We start from the raw sequence: 21,141 nt of genomic DNA, 5'->3' as shown, positions 1-21,141 counted from the left end.
TCTTTAGAGTTTTTCAGCGATTCGCAATTTTGCACTTCGCGCTCTACTATTGACTTCAATCTCCTCTTTAGAAGGCACGATCAAGCCTGAAACTTTTTTAAACGGCACCTGAGGGTTACCGTAAAAATCCTTCTCCACTTCACCTTCAAACTTCCCACTCCTTATAAAGCGCTTCACTAAACGATCTTCTAATGAGTGGTAGCTTATCAAACTCAACCGACCACCTTTTTCTATAAGCTCAGGTGTCTGCAATAAAAACTCTCGCAATACTTCGACTTCCTGATTTACCTCTATTCGGATTGCCTGATAGAGTTGTGCTAATATTTTATTCTCCTTGTAAGCAGGCAACAACCTGCGCAAACAATTCTTTAAATCTTCTGTTGTCTTTATAGGTTGTTCTGCACGCTTCTCAACGATGGTTGCTGCGATGGTCCCTGCATTTTTCAATTCTCCATAAAGACCAAAAACTCGTTTTAGATCTCCTTGCTCATAAGTGTTCACCACATCATAAGCACTAAGGGTATTTTGCTGACTCATTCGCATATCGAGATCTGCATCGAATCGGGTTGAAAATCCACGCTCCGGAACGTCAAATTGATGCGATGAAACGCCGAAATCCCCTAGGATTCCATCCACAGTTCGTACACCGTGAAATTTTAAAAAACGTTTAATATGTCTAAAATTCTGAGGGATCAACACAAAACGCTCATCATCAAGTGCGTTCTCCTGCGCATCCTCGTCTTGATCAAAACCATACAATTTTCCTTTTGATCCCAACCTGCTCAAAATCTCTCTAGAATGCCCTCCTCCTCCGAAGGTGACATCCACATAGATACCATCTTCTTTGATGTTCAGACCATCAACAGTTTCCTGTAACAATACTGGCTTATGATACTCCATCTCCATCTTCTTGTTCTATTTCAAAACCTCCCATAACTTGTTCTGCTAAATCAGAAAACGAATCCGCTCCCTGTTCCAAAACATCGTAATAGCGTTGTTTATCCCAAATCTCTATGCGATCAATAGATTCTGAAAGCACGACTTCTTTCTCGATTCCGGCAAAAGTCATTAGATTCTTAGGCATACTTAATCGACCATTTGAATCAATCTCAACAACTCTTACTCCAGCAGTAAACTGCCTTATGAAATCATTATTCTTTTTGACGAAACGATTTAATTTAGACACTTGTTTCATTTCTTTTTCCCATGCGGCCATAGTATAGACCTCAAGACATTTTTGAAAAATAGAGCGTTTCAACACCAAACCATCAGCTAAGACGGGTGCTAATTTGGCGCGCAGCGAGGACGGCACCATGATGCGCCCCTTGCTATCTGCCTTACACTCATATTCTTCTGAAAACTGAATCAAGTTGAACTCTTTTAAATGTTTACTTTTCAAATATAGAGAAATATTTACCACAAATAATCACTTTTTACCACTTTTTACCACTTTGTTGATAAATTCTTCAATTTACGCGAAGGCCTCAGTAAAACTCAAGCTTGAAAAATTGTTAATAACTGACTTAAAAGGAGATATGAATTGGAATGTGTAGTTTTTTACATTTAATTCACAGCATGGCCTACGAAATGATTTAAAATATATCCTAATTCGCTATATTTGTTTCCGAAGAAATGTAACAAACCCTTAATGGTACACGATTTAAAGAAGGAAGGTGAATTTACTTACTTAGAAATGGGAGAAGGAAAACCTATGATTGTACTACATGGACTAATGGGAGGCCTCAGTAATTTCGATGGTGTAGCCGAATATTTTTCCACCAATGGTTACAAAGTATTAATCCCTGAACTTCCAATATATACAATGCCGTTGCTTAAGACTAATGTAAAGAGTTTTGCAACGAATCTTGAAAAATTTATAAAGCACAAAGAACTAGATGATGTTATTTTGCTAGGTAATTCTCTTGGAGGACATATCGGTCTTTTATATACCAAATTATTTCCAGAAAACATCAAGGCTCTAGTGATCACAGGTAGCTCAGGTTTGTATGAAAGCGCCATGGGTGATGGATACCCTAAACGTGGGAACTATGAGTTTATGAAGAAAAAGGCCCAAGAGGTTTTTTATGATCCTGAGGTTGCAACCAAAGAAATTGTGGATGAAGTTTTCGCCACAGTGAACGATCGAGGTAAACTTATCAAGACTCTAGCTATTGCCAAAAGTGCAATCCGACATAATATGTCTAAGGATCTTCCACAAATACAAACGCCCACTTGCATTATTTGGGGTGAGAACGATAATGTTACTCCGCCGAATGTAGCCGAAGAATTTCATGAATTATTGCCAGATTCCGATCTTTTCTGGATTGAAAAATGTGGACATGCACCAATGATGGAACATCCAAATGAATTTAATACCATTTTACACAAATGGCTTAAAGAACGTAATTTCTAAATCCGCACCATGCAGATTAAATCAGCAACTTTTATCATCAGTAATACGGATGTAAGCAAGTGTCCCAATGAACCGTTGCCGGAATATGCATTCATTGGTCGCTCTAATGTGGGCAAATCATCTTTGATCAACATGCTGACAGAGCGAAAAAGTCTCGCTAAGATTTCAGGAAGGCCTGGAAAGACGCAGCTGATAAATCACTTCAAGATCAATGGAAATTGGTTTTTAGTGGATTTACCGGGATATGGCTATGCCAAGGTTTCTAAAACGACCAAAAGTAAATTCCAAAAATTCATCACCGCATATTTCTCTCAGCGAAAGCAATTAGTTTCTGCCTTTATCCTTATTGATATTCGACACAGTCCACAAACAATTGACATGGAATTCATGCAGTGGCTTGGAGAAAATCAAATTCCTTTTTCAATTATTTTCACTAAAGCGGATAAGTTAAAACCGAAAGCGATTGAACGAAATGTTCAGGAGTACCTGCAGGCGATGCTTGATGATGCTTGGGAGGAGACTCCTAACTACTTCATCACTTCCTCATCTAAAGGTGTTGGAAGAGATGAGTTACTGAACTACATCGATCAGATCAACAAGCAAATCCAGTAAGTCTAAACCACTTTTTTACTCCTTTTTCAATTCGAGTTTCTCCGCAAAGTAATCACAAAAATCCTTCATGGTGGCGGTCATCTTTTCATCCTGTGTAGCCTTGTAGAAAGTATCACTAAGAGAGACCAAAGTTTGATGCATGAACTTTTTCATTTCGTCCATAGGCATATCTTTGGTCCATAAATCAATTTTTAAGGTTTCCTGTTGCTCACTGTTCCATACTGAAAGTAAAACTGCTTTGGCTGCTTCATTTTCAACACCTCCATCTTTGGCGGTCCAGCTCAATTTTTCAGGCACCTTATTTTCATCCAATTCTACATTTAAATTTATTTCTGATTTATGTACTACTGCCATTATTTCTTTGGTTTGTATTGTGAATTTTTAAATACTGTTGCCGCCGGCTCCTCCAGCAGCTCGTGCAAAGATACTTCATTATTTTTCATATAAGAATCAACAATCCTCCATCCTATAAATTGCCCAAGTCTTCCTGGGGATTCATTATCCAATTCAAGATAAAATTTAGAAAACGGGGCCGGGTTAATAAAACGATCGTCTAATTTGGAATCCGTTGAAAAAAGTAGTTCGTTTGAGATAAAGTAGCGCCAGATGTACTGTTCATTAGCCAAGGACCATTGAAATTGATCTTCCTTGTACCGGATTAGTTCATAGTATTCGGTCTTTGGCATCCACTGCGACATCAAATAATAGAGCTTCCCGTAATACACTATTTTACTTAGAAAATCCCTAGATGGAGCTGTTTTAATGGTACTCCTTGCAATAGCTTTTCCCATATCAACTACCAGAGCCTCTTTTTCAAAATTCTCTCTGATATACTGTTGAATTCCTTTATAAAACTCATGCTCCTCCCCTAGGTAATTATCCAAGCCAACGAGCATCAGGGAGTCAGCATAAATGATGCGATTCTTGTAATCTACATCCGAGTTAACTGTCACTATTTTTGGGATATTGAATTCAGGGAAATAATATTTTATATGTTGAAACAATTCATGTATCGCCAAGGTATCCTGCTGAAAATCACTAAATTTTTTATCGATTTCTGAAGCCATGACCTGATGTAAACTATCCTGCATTCTTTCGATCCAAACGCTGTCAGAAAATTGCAGGGGAAACAAATACGGATATTGTTTTTTTAATTGTGGAAGCTCACCAGGATTCGCATTGGAGAATTTAACATCAAAACGATCGATGCGAACATCAACGGCTACCTTGGCAATCTCTGCCTCCAATTTACTATCTGAGGAGCAACTTATTACGAGTATCGCAAAAAATAGCCGCAAAAATTTACACATAGACAGTATTTGTAAAACCTTAGGCATTTTACTTTTCAATAATTTAAGATTCATCTACTTTTGTATTTAGTACTTTGGACTCTAAATATCGGAACATATCACGAATTCCTATATTTAGAGTAACCGAAGTCGCAAATTTAAAATATTAACTCCTAATAGACTCCTAAAAGACCATGAAAACAGAAGCTGTTATCACTCATATAGTCGACTGGCTAAAAGACTATGCTTTAAACGCTAAGATCAATGGATTTGTTATAGGCATTTCAGGAGGAATTGACTCTGCAGTCACCTCAACCCTATGTGCAGAAACGGGACTGCAGCTATTGTGCGTGGAAATGCCAATACACCAACACCCTTCTCAGGTCACACTAGCGCAAAATCACATCACATGGCTTAAGGAGAACTACCCCAATGTTGAGACCCTAACTACGGACCTTACCACAGTGTTCGACCAACTTGTACAAGTTGTACCCAAGGTAAACAAGGAACAGGACCGCATGATGGCGCTTGCGAACACTAGGGCTCGATTACGTATGACTACACTCTATTATTTTGCTGGACTTCACAATTACCTGGTAGCAGGAACAGGAAATAAAATTGAAGATTTTGGAATAGGATTTTACACCAAGTACGGTGATGGCGGCGTGGATATTAGTCCTATTGCAGACCTAAGTAAGACAGAAGTTTATGCTCTTGCAAAAACCATGGGAATAGATCAACAAATTCAAAAAGCCGCCCCAACAGATGGATTGTGGGGAGACCATAGAAATGACGAAGATCAAATTGGAGCCTCATACCCTGAATTAGAATGGGCTATGGAGATGAGCGAAAATGGGAAAAAAGCTACAGACTTTAGCGGTCGAGAACTGGAAGTTTTTGAAATTTACACCAGATTAAACAAAGCAAATCAACATAAGATGACCCCTATACCGGTGTGCGAAATCCCTGATAATTTAAGGTAGTAGAATTAAATAAATCATCTAATTTCAACTGTTTTTTGTTGAAATATTTAATTTCACTACCTTTGCCTATTACTAATACCACAACACCCCCCAAGCCGTAGAGAAGGTGCCTATGTATCTTCTTAACATGGCTTATCGAAACTTAACTTTAAAACGGTCAATGTATGATTAAAGTTCTAGTGGCTGATAACCATCCTATAGTTAGGATAGGCCTAAAAAACGTACTTCAAGATAATGAAGTAATTGAGATTGTTGGAAATGTGAGTACCACTTCAGAATTGTTCGGGTTCTTAATTGGTAGGCAACCTGATGTCATTATTCTTGAAATGGATATACCAGAGGTTAATGGTATTACTGCATTACGAAGGATTAAAAGAGATTTTCCTGATATTAAAATAATTATTTTCAGCACCCAACCTGAAGAAGTGTACGCCTTGAGTACAATTAAAGCGGGGGCATCTGGCTACATTTCAAAATCAGCTAGCTTAGATACCATTAACACTGCTATTTTAAAAGTAGCAGAAGGCGGTATGTTCATAACTAATGAACTCGCACAACGAATCGCTTTCGATGAAAGCTCAAACAAACCCAGAAAATTTTTCAGAAAATTATCTTCAAGAGAAATTGAGGTACTTAAACTTCTTGCCCGTGGGCGTAGAAATAAACAAGTAGCAGAGGAGTTAGGACTCAATGAAAAAACGGTCAGCACCTATAAGGCAAGACTGATGAAAAAGCTAAATGTTGATAACATGGTTGATATGCTCCAACAAGCCAAGGCGCTGGAGTTGTATTAACCTAAATCAAGGTAAGCGACACCCTTTACAACGACCCGGAAATAACTTGGTCGGTTTCTTAATACAGCAAAGTGTTGTGTTAAAAAAATTTGATTTTTTTTAACACAAGTGCACAATCCAAAAAGGGATAGAAGGGCGTATATATTCAAAACATACCGCTCCAAGCGTCTATATATATTCAAAAAACCCTTTTCCAGATAGAGAAGGGTTTTTTTTTATTATTTTAAGCCCTCACTCGGGCAGTGTTTCCTACTATCAATTAGAAAAGCAGCAAACAAATTTGAATTTTAGTAACTCAAGGTTTGCTCCATTTCCAAAGAAGCTATATCAACGATCGCAGTTTGTACTTTGCCATTGGCATCGATAACAAAGAACACGTGTTCATTGTTATTGATAGGTCCACTTCCTCCTTCGACAGTTCCAGCCTCATCCACAGGAATTTCAATTTCCACAGTACCGGCAGCACTCGTTTGAGCTACAGCAGAATATGCGACAGTTTCGTCAATGACATAACGATCTTCAATATTTTGTTTCAAACTATCTGACCAAAGAAGACTTTTTCCAAACCAATACACATCTTGGCTTGCAACCACTTGGCCATTACTTTCAACTTTCAAAGTTAGGTTAGCCTTTTGCCAGTAATCTTCTGATTCTGGTTCAGCTAAAACCAAGGAAATTTGGTAAGCTGCCCCTTCCTCTTCTCCAATAGTCGCACTGTGTGCTGATAAAGGCTCTGAGGCGGTAGAAGTAATATTGTAGTAATCATCGGAAAGAAGGTATTTACGAAGCGCTACAAAATAAAGGGTTTTCCCCACATATGCTTCCATATCTATAGCCACAGACTCTTCAAATGCAAGATCCTCGGGCACCTCAACCGAAGTGATAGGATCAAAAGTATCGAAGGACTCATAAGGAAGCTCACTGGCGAAAATTTTTATATTGTTATTACGCATTAACCCAACACTTAAAGGGTATACTTTAGCCTGCTGAGCAAAATTCTCTGATGGGGATTTCGGATCGTCATCACCACTTGAACAGGATGTGGTCATAAATACTAATGCTAGTAATACACTAAAGGCCGGGGTCGTTTTAATGATTTTCATGATCTTGTTTTGCTATTAAAATGAATCAATTTATGAAGATTTAAAGTACTATAAATCTTAATACTATATCTGAATTAGAACGTAATATAATCGTTATTATTATGTTTTTCCTTAAATAGTATATTTTTTGAAAGAATTGTAACACAAAATCATAACGCCATAATTGGAATAAAACCTTGAATTTAACTATTTTAGGACCACTTCGGAAAACGTCAACTAAACTAAAAAAACGAAGAACTGCGGAAATTTTATCCATAAAACATTACTTTTGCACCTTAATTTTTCCAAAGGATGCAAAAAGTTTTAAATTTGTTTGATCTCAATCAAAAGGTAAATTTTAGAAATGAGATTTTAGCAGGCTTAACGGTTGCTATGACCATGATACCGGAATCCTTATCCTTTGCTATATTAGCGGGACTCTCCCCACTTACAGGATTGTATGCTGCATTTTTGATGGGCATAGTTACCGCTATCTTTGGAGGTAGACCAGCTATGGTCTCCGGAGGTGCCGGTGCAACTGTTGTAGTTTTGATGGCATTGGCAGCTTCTCACGGAGTCGAATATTTGTTTGCAGCAGTCATACTCGCTGGAATATTTCAGATGCTCGTAGGACTCCTAAAACTCGGGAAATTTATACGCCTCATACCTCAGCCCGTCATGTATGGATTTTTAAATGGTTTGGCTGTAATAATTTTTATGGCACAGGTCGCACAATTTAAAATCGAAGAGAACGGAATTGAACATTGGCTCCAAGGTACACCATTATATATTATGGCTGGACTCACCTTATTAACCATTGCCATTGTCGTTATACTACCTAAATTTACAAAGGCAGTACCTTCTTCCTTAGTGGCAATATTGATTGTTTTTGGATTGGTTTACGTTTTAAATATTGACACAAAAAAAGTTATTGATATTGCCTCTGTTCAAGGTACATTTCCACCTTTTAGCATCCCACAGGTACCCTTTGGATTAGAGACCTTAAAAGTGATCTTTCCCTATGCTCTAGTTATGGCAGGGGTAGGCCTAATAGAGTCCCTACTCACCCTTAATATGGTAGATGAAATCACCAACACCAAAGGATCTTCTAATAGAGAGGCTACGGCTCAAGGTCTTGCCAACATCACCAATGGATTTTTTGGAGGTATGGGTGGTTGTGCCATGGTAGCTCAAACTTTAGTTAATGTAGGTGCCGGGGCAAGAACCAGAATTTCTGCTGTTATAGGTGCTTTGACCATCCTGTTTATTATATTAATTGGAGGTCCCGTAATAGAACAAATTCCGATGGCCGCCTTAGTTGGTGTAATGATGATGGTAGCTGTAGGTACTTTTGAATGGGCTAGCTTCAGGATCATTAATAAAATGCCACGTCACGATATTTTAATCGGTATGCTGGTTGCTATAATCACAGTGATATTACACAACCTTGCACTTGCAGTTTTAATAGGTGTAGTGCTTTCGGCATTGGTATTTGCTTGGGAAAGTGCCAAACGAATCAGAGCCAGAAAATACATTGATGACCAGGGTACAAAACATTATGAAATTTTTGGTCCCTTATTTTTTGGATCCACCTCCATATTTATGGAAAAATTTGAAGTAAACAATGACCCTCAGCAAGTCGTTATTGATTTCAAAGAAAGTAAGGTGGTAGATATGTCGGCCATCGACACTCTAAACAAACTAACAGAGAAGTATAGAAAGGAAGGTAAAAAGGTGCATTTGCGACATCTTAGCTCTGACTGCCGACAATTGATTAAAAATGCAGAATCGGTTATTGATGTCAATATAATTGAAGATCCAACCTACAAAGTAATGCCTTAAAACACATTTGGAGTTGCTACACTTCTTTTGAAGCATTCTTATTTCGATAGCGAATGCTTCATTTTTGCGCAAAAAAGTTAAGAACACATACAGCTGTAACTTAGCATCTCAATTCCGTATACTTGCATAATATTTGTTTTATGCTCCGTATTGAGTGGCTGACATCGTGATAATGGGTTTTTCCCTAAATACTCTCTGGCTTTGACTCAATAAATCTGCTGTCCTTGATATCTCAGGTAGATTTTATCTAAGTGTGTAACTAAGTTAGGGCAGCAGATAGAGCTTCTTACCAAAGGTATACTTCATAATTTATTTATCTGTTATTATTCTTTAGAGGGCAAACTAACGATGTGTGTAAACATATTGGTAAACGAACTGCCAAGCACTTTAAGTGCAACAACTGTGGAAGCCATATGGACGCGGATGTAAACGCATCGATCAATATCGCTACCCTTGGACGCGCCGTAAACCGCGATGAAAAATCGAATGCTATGTGTTGCGATATTGCTCATCTAGCTTCAGGTTTAAAACCCAATCCATCGCTATGCGTGGTTGGGTAGTTTATAAGGGTATTTTGAGATTAGGAAAAGTAGAGTTCTGTGATCTTTAATAATTTCTACCCTTTGCAGTTCAAATCTCTAAGAGATTCCATAAATTTTAGAATATCCATCTGGTACTATTAGGAGCTAAGCACATTTTAGATCTAAAAAGTTTATTCAATTTTAAAAAAATAACCATAACAACTTGACGATTCAACTAATTAATAATCAATTATTTATAATCCAACCACGAAATAAATTAAAAATAAATTAAAAAATTTTAATTTTTCGAAATCCAAATCTAAAAATGCAGCGTATATAAAGTAATCATTACATAGTAGTAGGTATTAGTTTAGGGAAAAAGCCTCTCGTTTTTATATCGAGAGGCTTTTTATTTATAGTTACTTGATCGTATTTACATTGGTGATTTTTCACCTAAGACTAAAGATCACTTATTCGTTTTTAGCCTCCCTTAGTTGTTTTACTGCTACTTCTATTTCTTCGGCTGTTCCTTCTAGAACCGTTTCAGTTGCAGTTTCTTTTCCATCTTTAACCTCAATAGTTTTAATAATGGCTTTAACCTGCCCATCATTTTCAGAAGTAACCTCCATCTTGACGACCTTTTGCTCTTGATAGCTATCTAAGGCTACAGCAGTTTCATTGTGATGTCCACCAAGGATTGGAGCAATTACAAGTCCTACCAAACAGGTGAGTTTGATCAAAATATTCATAGAAGGTCCAGAGGTATCTTTAAATGGATCCCCAACGGTATCACCAGTAACAGCAGCTTTATGTGCTTCAGAACCTTTGTAAGTCATTACACCATCGATTTCAACCCCAGCTTCAAAAGATTTTTTTGCATTATCCCATGCTCCTCCGGCATTGTTTTGAAAGATCGCCCACATTACTCCCGAAACACAAACTCCAGCCATATACCCTCCAAGTGGTTCAGCACCTAAAAGCAACCCAATAACAATAGGAGTAATTATAGTCAACAGACCAGGCAATAACATTTCTTTTAATGCCGCTTTGGTCGATATTTCTACACATTTCCCATAATCAGGTGTACCGGTTCCTTCTAGTATACCAGGGATTTCTCTAAACTGTCTACGAACTTCCTGTACCATTTCCATAGCAGCCTTACCTACGGATTTCATTGCCAAGGCTGAAAAAACCACTGGAATCATAGCCCCTACAAATAAGGTAGCCAATACATCAGCTTTAAAAATATTAATACCATCAATCCCTGTAAAGGTTACATAGGCCGCAAATAAAGCTAAAGCGGTTAAGGCCGCAGAAGCAATTGCAAATCCTTTACCAACCGCTGCAGTAGTATTCCCTACGGAATCGAGAATATCTGTACGCTCACGCACATGAGGCTCCAATTCGCTCATCTCAGCGACACCTCCGGCATTATCTGCAATAGGCCCAAAAGCATCTATAGCTAACTGCATAGCCGTGGTAGCCATCATAGCCGATGCAGCTAATGCCACTCCGTAAAACCCAGCCAACTCATATGAACCGTATATGGCTGCTGCAAACAATAACACAGACCAGAAGGTTGATTTCATACCTACTGCCAAACCTGCGATAATATTAGTTGCCGCGCCTGTAGAACTGTTTTGTACGATATCCATTACTGGCTTTTTACCTAAACTAGTATAATAAGCCGTTACATATGATATTAAAGCACCCACTGCCAATCCGATACAGGCAGCCCAGAACACATTGATTGAAGGTACTGCAACAGCGTGGCTCCTACCAAATAAGTTCATATACATAACTTCCGGAAGCATATATTGAATCAAGAAATAACTTGACAACAGCGTAATTCCAATTGCGACCCAGTTTCCAGTGTCCAGCGCTCTTTGCACCTGGGCCTCCCTGGCATCATTACTTGATATACGAACCAAGAAGGTTCCTATAATTGAAGCCAATATACCCACTCCAGCAATAACTAGAGGAAGTAGTATAGGTCCCATATTATTAAAAGCATCCGTAAATGGAGATTCAACACTCATATCTCTAATGATGTAATTCCCTAGCACCATCGCAGCGAGTACGGTTGCAACATAAGAACCAAATAAATCAGCTCCCATTCCAGCAACGTCTCCAACATTATCACCTACGTTATCGGCAATTGTAGCGGGGTTTCTAGGATCATCTTCAGGGATTCCAGCTTCGACTTTTCCGACCAAATCCGCACCTACATCAGCCGCCTTGGTGTAGATTCCTCCACCAACTCTAGCAAACAAGGCAATAGATTCAGCACCTAATGAAAACCCGGCAAGAGCCTCCAATACTACGGTCATATCACCATAGAAATCCGCGGTGAAACCAGAAAATTGCCCAACAAGAAACAAAAACCACAAGCTAAGCCCTAGTACTGCTAGGCCTGCAACGCCCAATCCCATCACCGTTCCTCCAGAGAATGATACTTTTAAGGCCTGAGGGAGACTAGTTTTGGCAGCTTCAGTAGTCCTGGTATTGGCTTCTGTGGCAATACGCATCCCTATGTTTCCTGCTAAGGCAGAAAAGAAAGCTCCAAAGATGAAGGCCGGTACAATCATCCAACTAGTGGTGGGGACAAGTAATGAAATCCCAAACAAAGCCACTGAAGCAATGATTACAAAAATAAGAAGCAATCGATACTCAGCATTTAGGAATGCGAGCGCACCCTCCTTAATACTCTTTGAGATTGATTGCATTTTTTCGCTACCTGCTGGTTGCTTTTTAACCCATCCAGCTTTAACGACCATAAAAATAAGGCCAAGAATGGCCATGATAATGGGCAGATAAATAATATTGGTTTCCATAAATAAAAGTTAGTTAATACAAATATTGTTAAATGTACTAAAACCAATAGAAAAAAAAAACAGCAACTTTACAGTTGCTGCTCATATCATATTATCATCTCTAATCCTTAGTCGATGCAAACTTCATCACGTGGCACATCACTATCTTGGAATCGGTTAATACATTTAGCGACAATTTCTTTTGCCTCCTGGTGGTCACCCCATCCTCCGATAGATACTTTTTTCTTTTCTAAATCTTTATAAACCTGGAAAAAGTGCTCGATTTCTTTTATTAAATGAGGGTTCAATTCAGACAAATCATTTACGCGGTTCCAAACTGGATCTGAAACCGGTACACAAATCACTTTTTCGTCTGGACCTTTTTCGTCTTCCATATGAAAAACACCAATTGGTTTTACCTCCATAACACAACCCGGGAAGGTAGGCTCGGTAACCAGCACCAACACATCCAATGCATCACCATCTAACGCTAAAGTTTCTGGAACGAATCCATAATCAGCTGGATACATCATCGAAGAAAAAATCATACGATCGTATCTTACTTTCTTTAATTTAAAATCATATTCATATTTATTTCTACTTCCTTTAGGAATCTCGATAAGTACATCGAATGAAGAAATCTGATCTGCGCTCATTTATTTATAAATTTAAAGCCTTGCCTACATCCTTAAAGTATTGACAAAAGCTGTTATAACTCTTATTTAATGGGGTGCAAAAGTAATGAAAAGCTTCTTTAATAACAATGTAAAGTGTAGAATTTGTTATTAATTTAAGACATCGAAATACCTAAAAAGAGAATTCTAGATTCCCTGTAACAGAAAAGTTTCTTGCTTCTGGCAGGTCCAAGTAATTCCCTCTAAAGTTAAAATCGATCCTAAGCAGCTTAAATATATTCCCAATACCAAATGAATACTCATAATATACCTGATCTGAGGGTGCGATAAGTACGTTCCCGGAAGGTGCATTCAGCATGATGTTTTTATCAGAAATATCTCCCCAAACTCCACGAATACCGACAATTTCTCGAAGGTTTAATTTCTTCAACAACGGTATTCTTGAAAATATTTTACCATTAAAATTATGTTCAAGCTGTCCTGATACATACGTATCGGTTACGAATTCGTAAAAATTCAGGTTCGGAAAGGTATTGTAAATAGAGAAATACGTTTGGTTCCCTGGTATTGGGCTCAAAAGACTCAAAGGAACTTCACTGAAGGTCTTACCTGCTTCTAAGGTGGTAATGCTACGGCCCAGCCCTCCTAAATGGAAGGGTTGTCGATAGTAAAACTGTAACTTTCGATAATCAAAATCACTTTCTAAAAACCCTTTAAATCCCGCTGTATACAAAAGTTGAATTCGGGCGTAATCATTGCTGACTACCCCTCTATCCACACCATAACCTATGGTCTTCTTGCCAGGTGTATATTCGATCTCTGTCTTGATATCAAATTGTTTCACCAGACTAGCCACACCATCAGGTTTGTCTATATCAACATAGTCCAGATTAAATTGATCCGGTATGGCTGATTTAAGCGTCCTAAAGGTCATACCTGTTCTGAAGGTTAGGTTTTTGATAGGCTCATACTCCACGCCAAAGGTCGTCAGATTTAGATCTGTTAAGGTATAATTACTACCAGAGGTGAAGATTGCCGAGGAGGCAAAACTACGCCCAAGAACATCATTGGTAGCCGTTAGACTTACCCCTAACTGCTCGATATCTCTACGTGTACCTGCAGAAACAATCAAACGATTTTTACGATCCAGCAACCATTTGGCAGAGAATCCATATTTAAACTTTTTATCCTTAAAGCCATATGCGGTATACCCTTCTATACGCCAAGCATCGTTTGGCCCAAAATAGGTTCTACCCCCTGCTCTAAGTCTTACGCCTTCTGCATCATTAAATCCAAAGCTTGAGTAGATAGGTCCATAATCCAAATTCAGATCCGAAAACTCCACATATCCTGAGACCAATATCGTCGCAAGATCATAAAGTCTTTTGAATTTAGGAACAGTTTTTAAGGTGTCTAACATCTTATAAACCCCTTTCTCATCATTGTTGAGCTCCTCTAATCGATTTTGTTGCCAAAAGACGCTGTCTCTGCTGTAAACCAATTCATTATAAGGATCCACTCGTTTGATGTAAAAGCTTTTTGGCTTTTCTTGATCAAACTCATAATGATCGTAAATCGTGGTACGTTTCCCGTAAACACCCTTAGAAGATTCTTTTTGACGAAGGCTAAAATCGCTTAACAAATAATCGCGTTTCAATAAAAACACCGTGTCGTTAAGCACATCGAATTCCTGTTCAATATACAGTTCCTTAACCCAGTTCAAGTTTGCGCTCTTGGAGGCTTGCATATTAATTTTTTTCACCGCGAAAGTGGTGTCATTAACCCAGAAATTCCCTTTAAAGGTCAATTCATTAGACCTTCTCGGATAATAGATAATATTGTAACACCATTTATCACCAATATACGCACTATCGGATAAAACATAATTATAGACATCAACACCGGTACGTGACAGTGGGCTTACAAAGCTTTTATTAAAAAGTCGAATGTAGTTGTCATAAATATTGTACTCAGCATACAAATCCTTAACATACATGACAATACTCTGGTTGTTGCTAAAACCGGAGTTTTTATTTCCGAGTAGCTTTTCAATGTTCTCGCTTAACTTATTATCACCATAAACCTGGGAATAGGATTCGTTGATGAAGATGGGCAGGTAAGTCTTACCAGTAATTCTAGAGGTATCCACTTGATCAAATATGAACTCCATCCCCTTAAATATCTTACGATTGACAAAACTACTATCTATGGTATTGAAGTCAAATTCTATTTTTTCATATTTATCATACTTGTACTGCTCAAACAAATGAATGCCGTTTTGCCGTTTCTTTTCCCAAATTTTACGAAGAATAGCAATAGCAGGATTTCCTTTTTTCGGTTGTTTACCAACATAGACTACCACCTCATCCAAGATCTCGCCTTCACTGAGAACTACTTCTAAATCATAGTTCACCTTTTTCTTGAGTTCAATATCCAAAGAGGTATATCCAAGTAATGAAATATTCAATACTGGATAGTTGTTTTCTGATTCTAAGTAAAAACGTCCTTCTTCATTGGTAATTGTCCCCTCTGTGGTGTTGGGGAACATCACATTGGCATATGGAATCGCCTCCCCTTGGTCATCAACAACTACTCCGCTGACCTTAGTTTGCGCAGCCGTAGCCACTGAAAACAATATTGCTATTAATACTACTAAACTTCTCATAAACAAAAAACTTCACTGAGCTTTTCAAAGTCAGTGAAGTTAATTAACGTAATAAAATCATTATTTGTATAATACCTTTTTAACCGCTTTAATCACATCATTGTGATTTGGTAACCATTCTTTAAATAGAACAGGTGAGTACGGTGCTGGAGTATCTGCAGTGTTTATCTTAACTATTGGAGCATCCAAATAATCAAAGGCTTGTGACTGCACTTGATAAGTGATCTCAGTAGCTACGTTACCAAAAGGCCAAGCTTCTTCTAATATCACTAATCTATTGGTTTTCTTAACAGAGTTCAAGATTGTATCGTGATCCATTGGGCGAACCGTTCTAAGGTCGATAATCTCGCAACTAATGCCTTCTTTTTCCAATTCTTCGGCTGCAGTGTAGGCCTCCTTGATAATTTTACCAAAAGAAACAATGGTCACATCCTTACCTTCTCTCTTAATTTCAGCAACCCCAATTGGAATAATATACTCCCCTTCAGGAACTTCTCCTTTATCACCATACATTTGCTCAGACTCCATGAAGATCACTGGATCAGGATCTTGGATAGCCGCTTTAAGCAAACCTTTTGCGTCATATGGATTTGAAGGAACAATAACCTTTAAACCAGGAGTGTTCGCATACCAACTTTCAAAGGCCTGAGAGTGCGTAGCTGCTAATTGACCAGCAGATGCAGTAGGTCCTCTAAAGACAATTGGACAGTTGAACTGACCACCAGACATCTGACGAATCTTCGCCGCATTGTTGATGATTTGATCAATCCCCACCAAGGCGAAGTTAAAAGTCATAAACTCCACAATAGGTTTATTCCCATTCATGGCTGAACCAACAGCAATTCCCGCAAAACCAAGCTCGGAGATAGGAGTATCAATTACTCTATCCGGGCCAAATTCATCAAGCATCCCCTTAGAGGCCTTGTAGGCACCATTATACTCCGCAACTTCTTCACCCATTAAATAAACGGTTTCATCTTTGCGCATTTCTTCGCTCATGGCCTCACAAATTGCCTCTCTAAACTGAATTGTTCTCATTTATATTATTTGATAGTATTGACATCTATTTTAAAAGCTTAGCAAAAATAGTAATTCTAGGACAACTATCTCCATAAGATTTTGATAAAAAATTATTATGCATGCATAGCATATTCTGAAATTAATCAGTATCTTCGTTACACAATATATTTACATCATATAAAACATCTTCAAAAATGAAAATATTAGTCTGCATAAGTCATGTTCCTGATACCACATCTAAAATAAATTTTACAGATGGTGATCAGAAGTTTGACACCAATGGCGTGCAATTTATCATTAATCCTAATGATGAATTTGGTCTTACACGTGCCATGTGGTTTAAGGAAAAACAAGGGGCTGAAGTAACTGTTATAAATGTTGGAGACATCAGCACTGAACCTACTCTTAGAAAAACACTAGCGATTGGCGCCGATCAAGCGATCCGCATCAACGCTACGCCGACCGACGGTTATTATACTGCAGTCCAATTAGCAGAAATAGCCAAAGATTATGACCTCGTTATTGCAGGTAAAGAATCTATTGATTACAACGGTGGAATGGTTCCAGGAATACTCGCTGAGCTCACAGGATTTAACTTTGTCAATAGTTGTATCGGTCTAGAAGTTGATGGTGCTACCGTAACGGCTACCAGAGAAATTGATGGCGGAAAGGAATCCCTTAAAACTTCACTTCCATTAGTGGTGGGAGGCCAAAAGGGATTGGTGGAAGAGCGTGAGCTAAAGATCCCTAACGTTCGTGGCATAATGATGGCAAGAAAAAAACCATTAACCGTCCTAGAACCTGTAGAAACAACTAACCTGACAAAGGCCGTATCTTTTGAAAAGCCTGCACCTAAAGGAGTCGTTAAATTAGTAGAGGCTGATAATCTTGATGCCTTAATCGATTTATTACACACCGAGGCGAAAGTCATTTGATTTTTTCGTCTCAGCAACATGGTTTGTCTCAGTTAGAAATAACTGCTAAAAACCAATAAAATTTCATAAAACGATAAAGATAGAAACATGTCAATATTAGTATATACCGAATCAGAAAACGGAAAATTCAAAAAAAGCGCCTTAGAGGTTGCCTCCTACGCTAAAGGTATTGCGGATCAGCTAAATACCCAGGTGGTAGCAGTAACTGTGAATGCGCAAGACAGCAGCGTTCTAGGTAATTACGGAGTCGATAAAGTCCTTGAAGTAAAGGACGATAAACTTGAAAACTTCAACGCTAAAGCCTATGCCGACGTACTGCAACAAGCTGCAGAGCAAAGTTCTAGCAAAGTAATTGTAATTAGTTCAAGTGCCAACGCCAAATATTTGGCGCCACTGTTATCAGGAGGATTAAAAGCTGGCTATGCTTCCAATGTAGTTGCACTTCCAGAAAGCACTGAACCATTTACGGTTAAACGAACTGCTTTTTCCAATAAGGCTTTTAATAGCACAGAAATCACCTCCGAAGTCAAAATTGTAGGATTAGCAAATAACGCTTACGGCCTTAAAGAAAATAGTGCCGCAGCAAGTGCCGAATCCTTTCAACCAAGCTTTGATGAAAAAGATTTTGATATACAAGTAAGCGCTGTGGATAAAACCACCGGGAAAATTGCGATTGCAGATGCTGATATTGTAGTATCCGGGGGACGTGGACTAAAAGGACCAGAGAATTGGCACCTTATTGAGGATCTTGCAGAAGTACTAGGCGCTGCAACAGCTTGTTCAAAACCTGTATCGGATATGGGATGGAGACCACATAGCGAACACGTAGGACAAACAGGTAAACCAGTAGCGGCAAATTTATATGTTGCAGTCGGTATATCTGGAGCCATTCAGCACTTAGCTGGAGTAAATGCTTCAAAGGTGAAATTAGTCATCAATAATGATCCTGAAGCTCCCTTTTTCAAAGCCGCAGATTACGGTGTAATTGGGGATGCATTCAAGGTGGTGCCTGAGCTGATCGAAAAATTGAAAGAATTTAAAGTGAATAACGCATAATTTTTGCTAAATTGTGCCCGCAGAGGGCTGTCTAAATTATAGGGATACGTCCCGTTATTTAGGCAGCCTTTATTATTTTGATGATGTATGAGTTTAGTAAAATTGAACATAAAAGGAATTTCCTACAGCCAAACCCAGAATGGAGCTTATGCACTTATTCTCAATGAGGTAGACGGCGAACGAAAGCTCCCTATTGTGATTGGCGCTTTTGAAGCGCAGTCTATTGCCATTGCACTGGAAAAAGAAATCAAACCTCCCCGCCCGCTAACCCACGACCTTTTTAAAAACTTTGCCGATCGATTTGAAATCGTTGTAAAGCAGGTCATTATTCACAAGTTAGTAGATGGCGTGTTTTATTCAAGTATCATTTGTGAACGGGATAAAATCGAAGAGATTATTGATGCAAGAACTAGTGATGCTATCGCACTCGCCTTAAGGTTTGATGCTCCTATATTTACCTACAAAAACATTTTGGACAAAGCCGGAATCTATTTAAAATTCTCACCAAAAGAAGAAAAAGAGAACGAAAGCATTATTGTGGACGAAATCATCAGTAAAGAAGACAAGCCTTCTACAGATGACAGTTCTTATCGTTCACATTCCTTACAGGAGTTGCACGACCTCTTGGACGGAGCGGTACGAAGTGAGGATTACGAAAAAGCGGCCAAAATACGAGATGAGATCTCTAGGAGAGAACCAAAAAATAAATAATCAAAATCAAGGTTTCAAACAATTAACTATAATACTATCTAGATGTATTGTTCATAGGTGTAGAAAACTCTTAAGAACCAACCTGACCGCTACATTGACGTTCACAAAAGACATACCTTACAACTAATGAAAAAACGTATCGCATTCTTATTCAGCATTCTTTTTTCAGTGATAGCCTTGGGGCATAATCTCGAAAAAGAATGGAAAGTTGCCGAATCAGATTCACGAGTTTCCACCACGGTAATCAGTTTTGAAAACAGAGATCTCAACACCAATTCAGCCACAGAAACATTTCAAAATAATTACAAACAAAACGATGAGAACTTAGATTTAGCCTATGTTGAAATTCCAGGACAATTGGAAGATCATGATGAAGCGCCCCTACTTTCTTCCAATATTACAGAGAAAGAAGCTGCTACTCAGAACGTGATAATTCCGAATCAAGGTTTTAGTTTTAACAGTTTATGGCGTGGAGTATTAGGAATGTTAGCTTTGCTTTTTATCGCTTTTCTCTTTAGTCATAACAGAGCTGCTATCAACTGGAGAACCGTAGGCTTAGGCCTTGTTGCACAATTGATTTTAGCCGTTGGTGTATTAGAGATAACCATGGTTCAAAAGACCTTTGAATGGCTTGGAAGCATTTTTATCTTAATATTAGACTTTACAGCCGCAGGTAGTGAGTTTTTACTTGGTGGACTTATGAATACAGATAGCTTTGGTTATATCTTTTTATTCCAAGTGCTACCCACTATTATTTTCTTCTCTGCACTGACCTCCGTTTTATTTTATCTGGGAGTTATTCAGGTTGTAGTAAAAGGAATGGCCTGGGTGTTGACAAAGCTTTTGGGAATATCCGGAGCAGAAAGTCTTTCGGTTGCCGGGAACATTTTCCTTGGTCAAACCGAAGCGCCACTAATGATCAAAGCCTACTTGGAACGCATGAATCGCTCAGAGATCTTACTGGTTATGGTCGGAGGAATGGCTACTGTTGCAGGAGGTGTTCTAGCCGCTTATATTGGCTTTTTGGGAGGTGATGATCCTGAGCTACGCCTGGTTTTTGCCAAGCACTTACTAGCAGCATCAGTAATGGCGGCACCTGGTGCAATTGTGATCTCAAAAATGCTATACCCACAACAGGAAAAGGTAAATACCAACCTAGAAGTGACGGCTGATAAAATCGGATCCAACATCCTGGACGCTATTGCAAACGGAACTACTGAAGGTCTTAAACTCGCGGCTAATGTCGGTGCAATGCTCCTAGTATTTATCGCCTTTATTGCCATGCTTAACTACGCACTAAATTGGATAGGAGATATCACTAGTTTAAACACTTTGCTGGCCAATTACACTCCTTATTCCTCGTTTTCATTGGAATCCATTTTAGGGATAGTATTTTCACCCTTAATGTGGCTTATCGGTGTAGCAAAAGAAGACATGATGCTCATGGGTCAATTATTGGGTATTAAATTAGCCGCAAGTGAATTTGTGGGGTATATCCAATTGTCAGAATTGAAAAACATTGCCAGCGGCACTCATTTTACCTATAACAAATCCGTAATCATGGCTACATACATGTTATGCGGTTTCGCAAATTTCGCTTCCATAGGTATTCAGATCGGAGGCATCGGCTCTCTAGCACCCGGCCAACGTAAAACCCTATCTGAATTTGGAATAAAGGCCGTTATAGGAGGATCACTTGCTTCCTTGTTATCAGCCACTATCGCAGGAATGATTTTAGGTTAATCTTAGAAAAGGATATAAATTGAATAA

General features: G+C 38.6%; 19 protein-coding genes. 10 read left to right on the top strand and 9 right to left on the bottom strand.

The window, feature by feature from the left end; all coding sequences use genetic code 11:
- Positions 1-3: 3 nt before the first annotated feature.
- Entirely contained in the window at positions 4-900 is an 897-nt protein-coding gene (gene rsmH, locus ACN0TV_RS08360) for a 16S rRNA (cytosine(1402)-N(4))-methyltransferase RsmH (RefSeq protein WP_417361968.1), read from the bottom strand.
- Positions 887-1,369: a division/cell wall cluster transcriptional repressor MraZ gene (gene mraZ, locus ACN0TV_RS08355; protein WP_417362215.1), complete on the bottom strand. Its 483-nt coding sequence runs from the start codon at positions 1,367-1,369 to the stop codon at positions 887-889. The genes rsmH and mraZ overlap by 14 nt, the downstream gene beginning before the upstream one ends.
- Before the next feature lie 279 nt (positions 1,370-1,648).
- On the opposite strand from mraZ, the gene ACN0TV_RS08350 reads away from it, so the two are divergent.
- Together ACN0TV_RS08350 and yihA are read left to right on the top strand one after the other, a co-directional pair.
- Positions 1,649-2,413 (top strand): alpha/beta fold hydrolase, encoded by a 765-nt coding sequence (locus ACN0TV_RS08350; protein WP_417361967.1) that lies wholly within the window; start codon positions 1,649-1,651, stop codon positions 2,411-2,413.
- A gap of 9 nt (positions 2,414-2,422) precedes the next feature.
- Positions 2,423-3,025, top strand: coding sequence for a ribosome biogenesis GTP-binding protein YihA/YsxC (gene yihA, locus ACN0TV_RS08345; RefSeq protein WP_417361965.1), 603 nt, complete (start codon positions 2,423-2,425; stop codon positions 3,023-3,025).
- Between the two features lie 15 nt (positions 3,026-3,040).
- On the opposite strand, the gene gldC is transcribed toward yihA, so the two are convergent.
- Entirely contained in the window at positions 3,041-3,379 is a 339-nt protein-coding gene (gene gldC / locus ACN0TV_RS08340; protein ID WP_417361963.1) for a gliding motility protein GldC, read from the bottom strand.
- Entirely contained in the window at positions 3,379-4,335 is a 957-nt protein-coding gene (gene gldB, locus ACN0TV_RS08335; RefSeq protein ID WP_417361961.1) for a gliding motility lipoprotein GldB, read from the bottom strand. The genes gldC and gldB overlap by 1 nt, the downstream gene beginning before the upstream one ends.
- Positions 4,336-4,508: 173 nt before the next feature.
- Between gldB and nadE the strand changes: the two genes are divergently transcribed.
- The gene (gene nadE, locus ACN0TV_RS08330) at positions 4,509-5,297 is read left to right on the top strand and encodes an NAD(+) synthase (protein WP_417361959.1); all 789 of its coding nucleotides are present in this window, start codon (positions 4,509-4,511) and stop codon (positions 5,295-5,297) included.
- Positions 5,298-5,461: 164 nt separating this feature from the next.
- A complete protein-coding gene (locus ACN0TV_RS08325) occupies positions 5,462-6,091 on the top strand; it encodes a response regulator (RefSeq protein WP_417361958.1) in 630 nt (209 codons plus the stop codon).
- Positions 6,092-6,378: 287 nt separating this feature from the next.
- On the opposite strand, the gene ACN0TV_RS08320 is transcribed toward ACN0TV_RS08325, so the two are convergent.
- Entirely contained in the window at positions 6,379-7,194 is an 816-nt protein-coding gene (locus tag ACN0TV_RS08320; RefSeq protein ID WP_417361956.1) for a hypothetical protein, read from the bottom strand.
- A 291-nt stretch (positions 7,195-7,485) separates the two neighbouring features.
- Between ACN0TV_RS08320 and ACN0TV_RS08315 the strand changes: the two genes are divergently transcribed.
- Positions 7,486-9,015: a SulP family inorganic anion transporter gene (locus ACN0TV_RS08315; RefSeq protein ID WP_417361955.1), complete on the top strand. Its 1,530-nt coding sequence runs from the start codon at positions 7,486-7,488 to the stop codon at positions 9,013-9,015.
- A 350-nt stretch (positions 9,016-9,365) separates the two neighbouring features.
- Complete coding sequence (locus ACN0TV_RS08310; RefSeq protein ID WP_417361953.1) at positions 9,366-9,575, top strand: zinc ribbon domain-containing protein; 210 nt, start codon at positions 9,366-9,368, stop codon at positions 9,573-9,575.
- Positions 9,576-10,006: 431 nt separating this feature from the next.
- Here ACN0TV_RS08310 and ACN0TV_RS08305 read toward each other — a convergent pair whose 3' ends face one another.
- The 4 genes from ACN0TV_RS08305 to ACN0TV_RS08290 form a co-directional block, all read right to left on the bottom strand.
- Positions 10,007-12,370: a sodium-translocating pyrophosphatase gene (locus ACN0TV_RS08305; protein WP_417361951.1), complete on the bottom strand. Its 2,364-nt coding sequence runs from the start codon at positions 12,368-12,370 to the stop codon at positions 10,007-10,009.
- A 107-nt stretch (positions 12,371-12,477) separates the two neighbouring features.
- The gene (locus ACN0TV_RS08300) at positions 12,478-13,005 is read right to left on the bottom strand and encodes an inorganic diphosphatase (RefSeq protein WP_417361949.1); all 528 of its coding nucleotides are present in this window, start codon (positions 13,003-13,005) and stop codon (positions 12,478-12,480) included.
- Positions 13,006-13,156: 151 nt separating this feature from the next.
- Complete coding sequence (locus tag ACN0TV_RS08295; RefSeq protein ID WP_417361947.1) at positions 13,157-15,649, bottom strand: DUF5686 family protein; 2,493 nt, start codon at positions 15,647-15,649, stop codon at positions 13,157-13,159.
- A gap of 60 nt (positions 15,650-15,709) precedes the next feature.
- Positions 15,710-16,687 (bottom strand): pyruvate dehydrogenase complex E1 component subunit beta, encoded by a 978-nt coding sequence (locus tag ACN0TV_RS08290; protein WP_417361946.1) that lies wholly within the window; start codon positions 16,685-16,687, stop codon positions 15,710-15,712.
- A 176-nt stretch (positions 16,688-16,863) separates the two neighbouring features.
- Between ACN0TV_RS08290 and ACN0TV_RS08285 the strand changes: the two genes are divergently transcribed.
- From ACN0TV_RS08285 to ACN0TV_RS08270, 4 genes are all read left to right on the top strand, one after another.
- Positions 16,864-17,604 (top strand): electron transfer flavoprotein subunit beta/FixA family protein, encoded by a 741-nt coding sequence (locus tag ACN0TV_RS08285; RefSeq protein WP_417361944.1) that lies wholly within the window; start codon positions 16,864-16,866, stop codon positions 17,602-17,604.
- Between the two features lie 87 nt (positions 17,605-17,691).
- Positions 17,692-18,660: an electron transfer flavoprotein subunit alpha/FixB family protein gene (locus ACN0TV_RS08280; RefSeq protein WP_417361942.1), complete on the top strand. Its 969-nt coding sequence runs from the start codon at positions 17,692-17,694 to the stop codon at positions 18,658-18,660.
- A gap of 87 nt (positions 18,661-18,747) precedes the next feature.
- The gene (locus ACN0TV_RS08275; protein WP_417361941.1) at positions 18,748-19,371 is read left to right on the top strand and encodes a bifunctional nuclease domain-containing protein; all 624 of its coding nucleotides are present in this window, start codon (positions 18,748-18,750) and stop codon (positions 19,369-19,371) included.
- 126 nt (positions 19,372-19,497) lie between these two features.
- Positions 19,498-21,114, top strand: coding sequence for a NupC/NupG family nucleoside CNT transporter (locus tag ACN0TV_RS08270; protein WP_417361939.1), 1,617 nt, complete (start codon positions 19,498-19,500; stop codon positions 21,112-21,114).
- Positions 21,115-21,141 lie beyond the last annotated feature (27 nt).

Source organism: Galbibacter sp. (assembly GCF_048266365.1).
Lineage (GTDB): Bacteria > Bacteroidota > Bacteroidia > Flavobacteriales > Flavobacteriaceae > Galbibacter.
The sequence above is the reverse complement of the archived record's forward strand: the minus strand, read 5'-3'. Positions and strand labels throughout refer to the sequence as shown.

Excerpts from the sequence above, each read along its gene's own strand:
- rsmH (WP_417361968.1), bottom strand. The coding sequence starts at position 900 with ATGGAGTATCATAAGCCAGTATTGTTACAGGAAACTGTTGATGGTCTG.
- ACN0TV_RS08350 (WP_417361967.1), top strand. The coding sequence starts at position 1,649 with ATGGTACACGATTTAAAGAAGGAAGGTGAATTTACTTACTTAGAAATG.
- yihA (WP_417361965.1), top strand. The coding sequence starts at position 2,423 with ATGCAGATTAAATCAGCAACTTTTATCATCAGTAATACGGATGTAAGC.
- gldC (WP_417361963.1), bottom strand. The coding sequence starts at position 3,379 with ATGGCAGTAGTACATAAATCAGAAATAAATTTAAATGTAGAATTGGAT.
- gldB (WP_417361961.1), bottom strand. The coding sequence starts at position 4,335 with ATGTGTAAATTTTTGCGGCTATTTTTTGCGATACTCGTAATAAGTTGC.
- nadE (WP_417361959.1), top strand. The coding sequence starts at position 4,509 with ATGAAAACAGAAGCTGTTATCACTCATATAGTCGACTGGCTAAAAGAC.
- ACN0TV_RS08325 (WP_417361958.1), top strand. The coding sequence starts at position 5,462 with ATGATTAAAGTTCTAGTGGCTGATAACCATCCTATAGTTAGGATAGGC.
- ACN0TV_RS08320 (WP_417361956.1), bottom strand. The coding sequence starts at position 7,194 with ATGAAAATCATTAAAACGACCCCGGCCTTTAGTGTATTACTAGCATTA.
- ACN0TV_RS08315 (WP_417361955.1), top strand. The coding sequence starts at position 7,486 with ATGCAAAAAGTTTTAAATTTGTTTGATCTCAATCAAAAGGTAAATTTT.
- ACN0TV_RS08305 (WP_417361951.1), bottom strand. The coding sequence starts at position 12,370 with ATGGAAACCAATATTATTTATCTGCCCATTATCATGGCCATTCTTGGC.
- ACN0TV_RS08300 (WP_417361949.1), bottom strand. The coding sequence starts at position 13,005 with ATGAGCGCAGATCAGATTTCTTCATTCGATGTACTTATCGAGATTCCT.
- ACN0TV_RS08295 (WP_417361947.1), bottom strand. The coding sequence starts at position 15,649 with ATGAGAAGTTTAGTAGTATTAATAGCAATATTGTTTTCAGTGGCTACG.
- ACN0TV_RS08290 (WP_417361946.1), bottom strand. The coding sequence starts at position 16,687 with ATGAGAACAATTCAGTTTAGAGAGGCAATTTGTGAGGCCATGAGCGAA.
- ACN0TV_RS08285 (WP_417361944.1), top strand. The coding sequence starts at position 16,864 with ATGAAAATATTAGTCTGCATAAGTCATGTTCCTGATACCACATCTAAA.
- ACN0TV_RS08280 (WP_417361942.1), top strand. The coding sequence starts at position 17,692 with ATGTCAATATTAGTATATACCGAATCAGAAAACGGAAAATTCAAAAAA.
- ACN0TV_RS08275 (WP_417361941.1), top strand. The coding sequence starts at position 18,748 with ATGAGTTTAGTAAAATTGAACATAAAAGGAATTTCCTACAGCCAAACC.
- ACN0TV_RS08270 (WP_417361939.1), top strand. The coding sequence starts at position 19,498 with ATGAAAAAACGTATCGCATTCTTATTCAGCATTCTTTTTTCAGTGATA.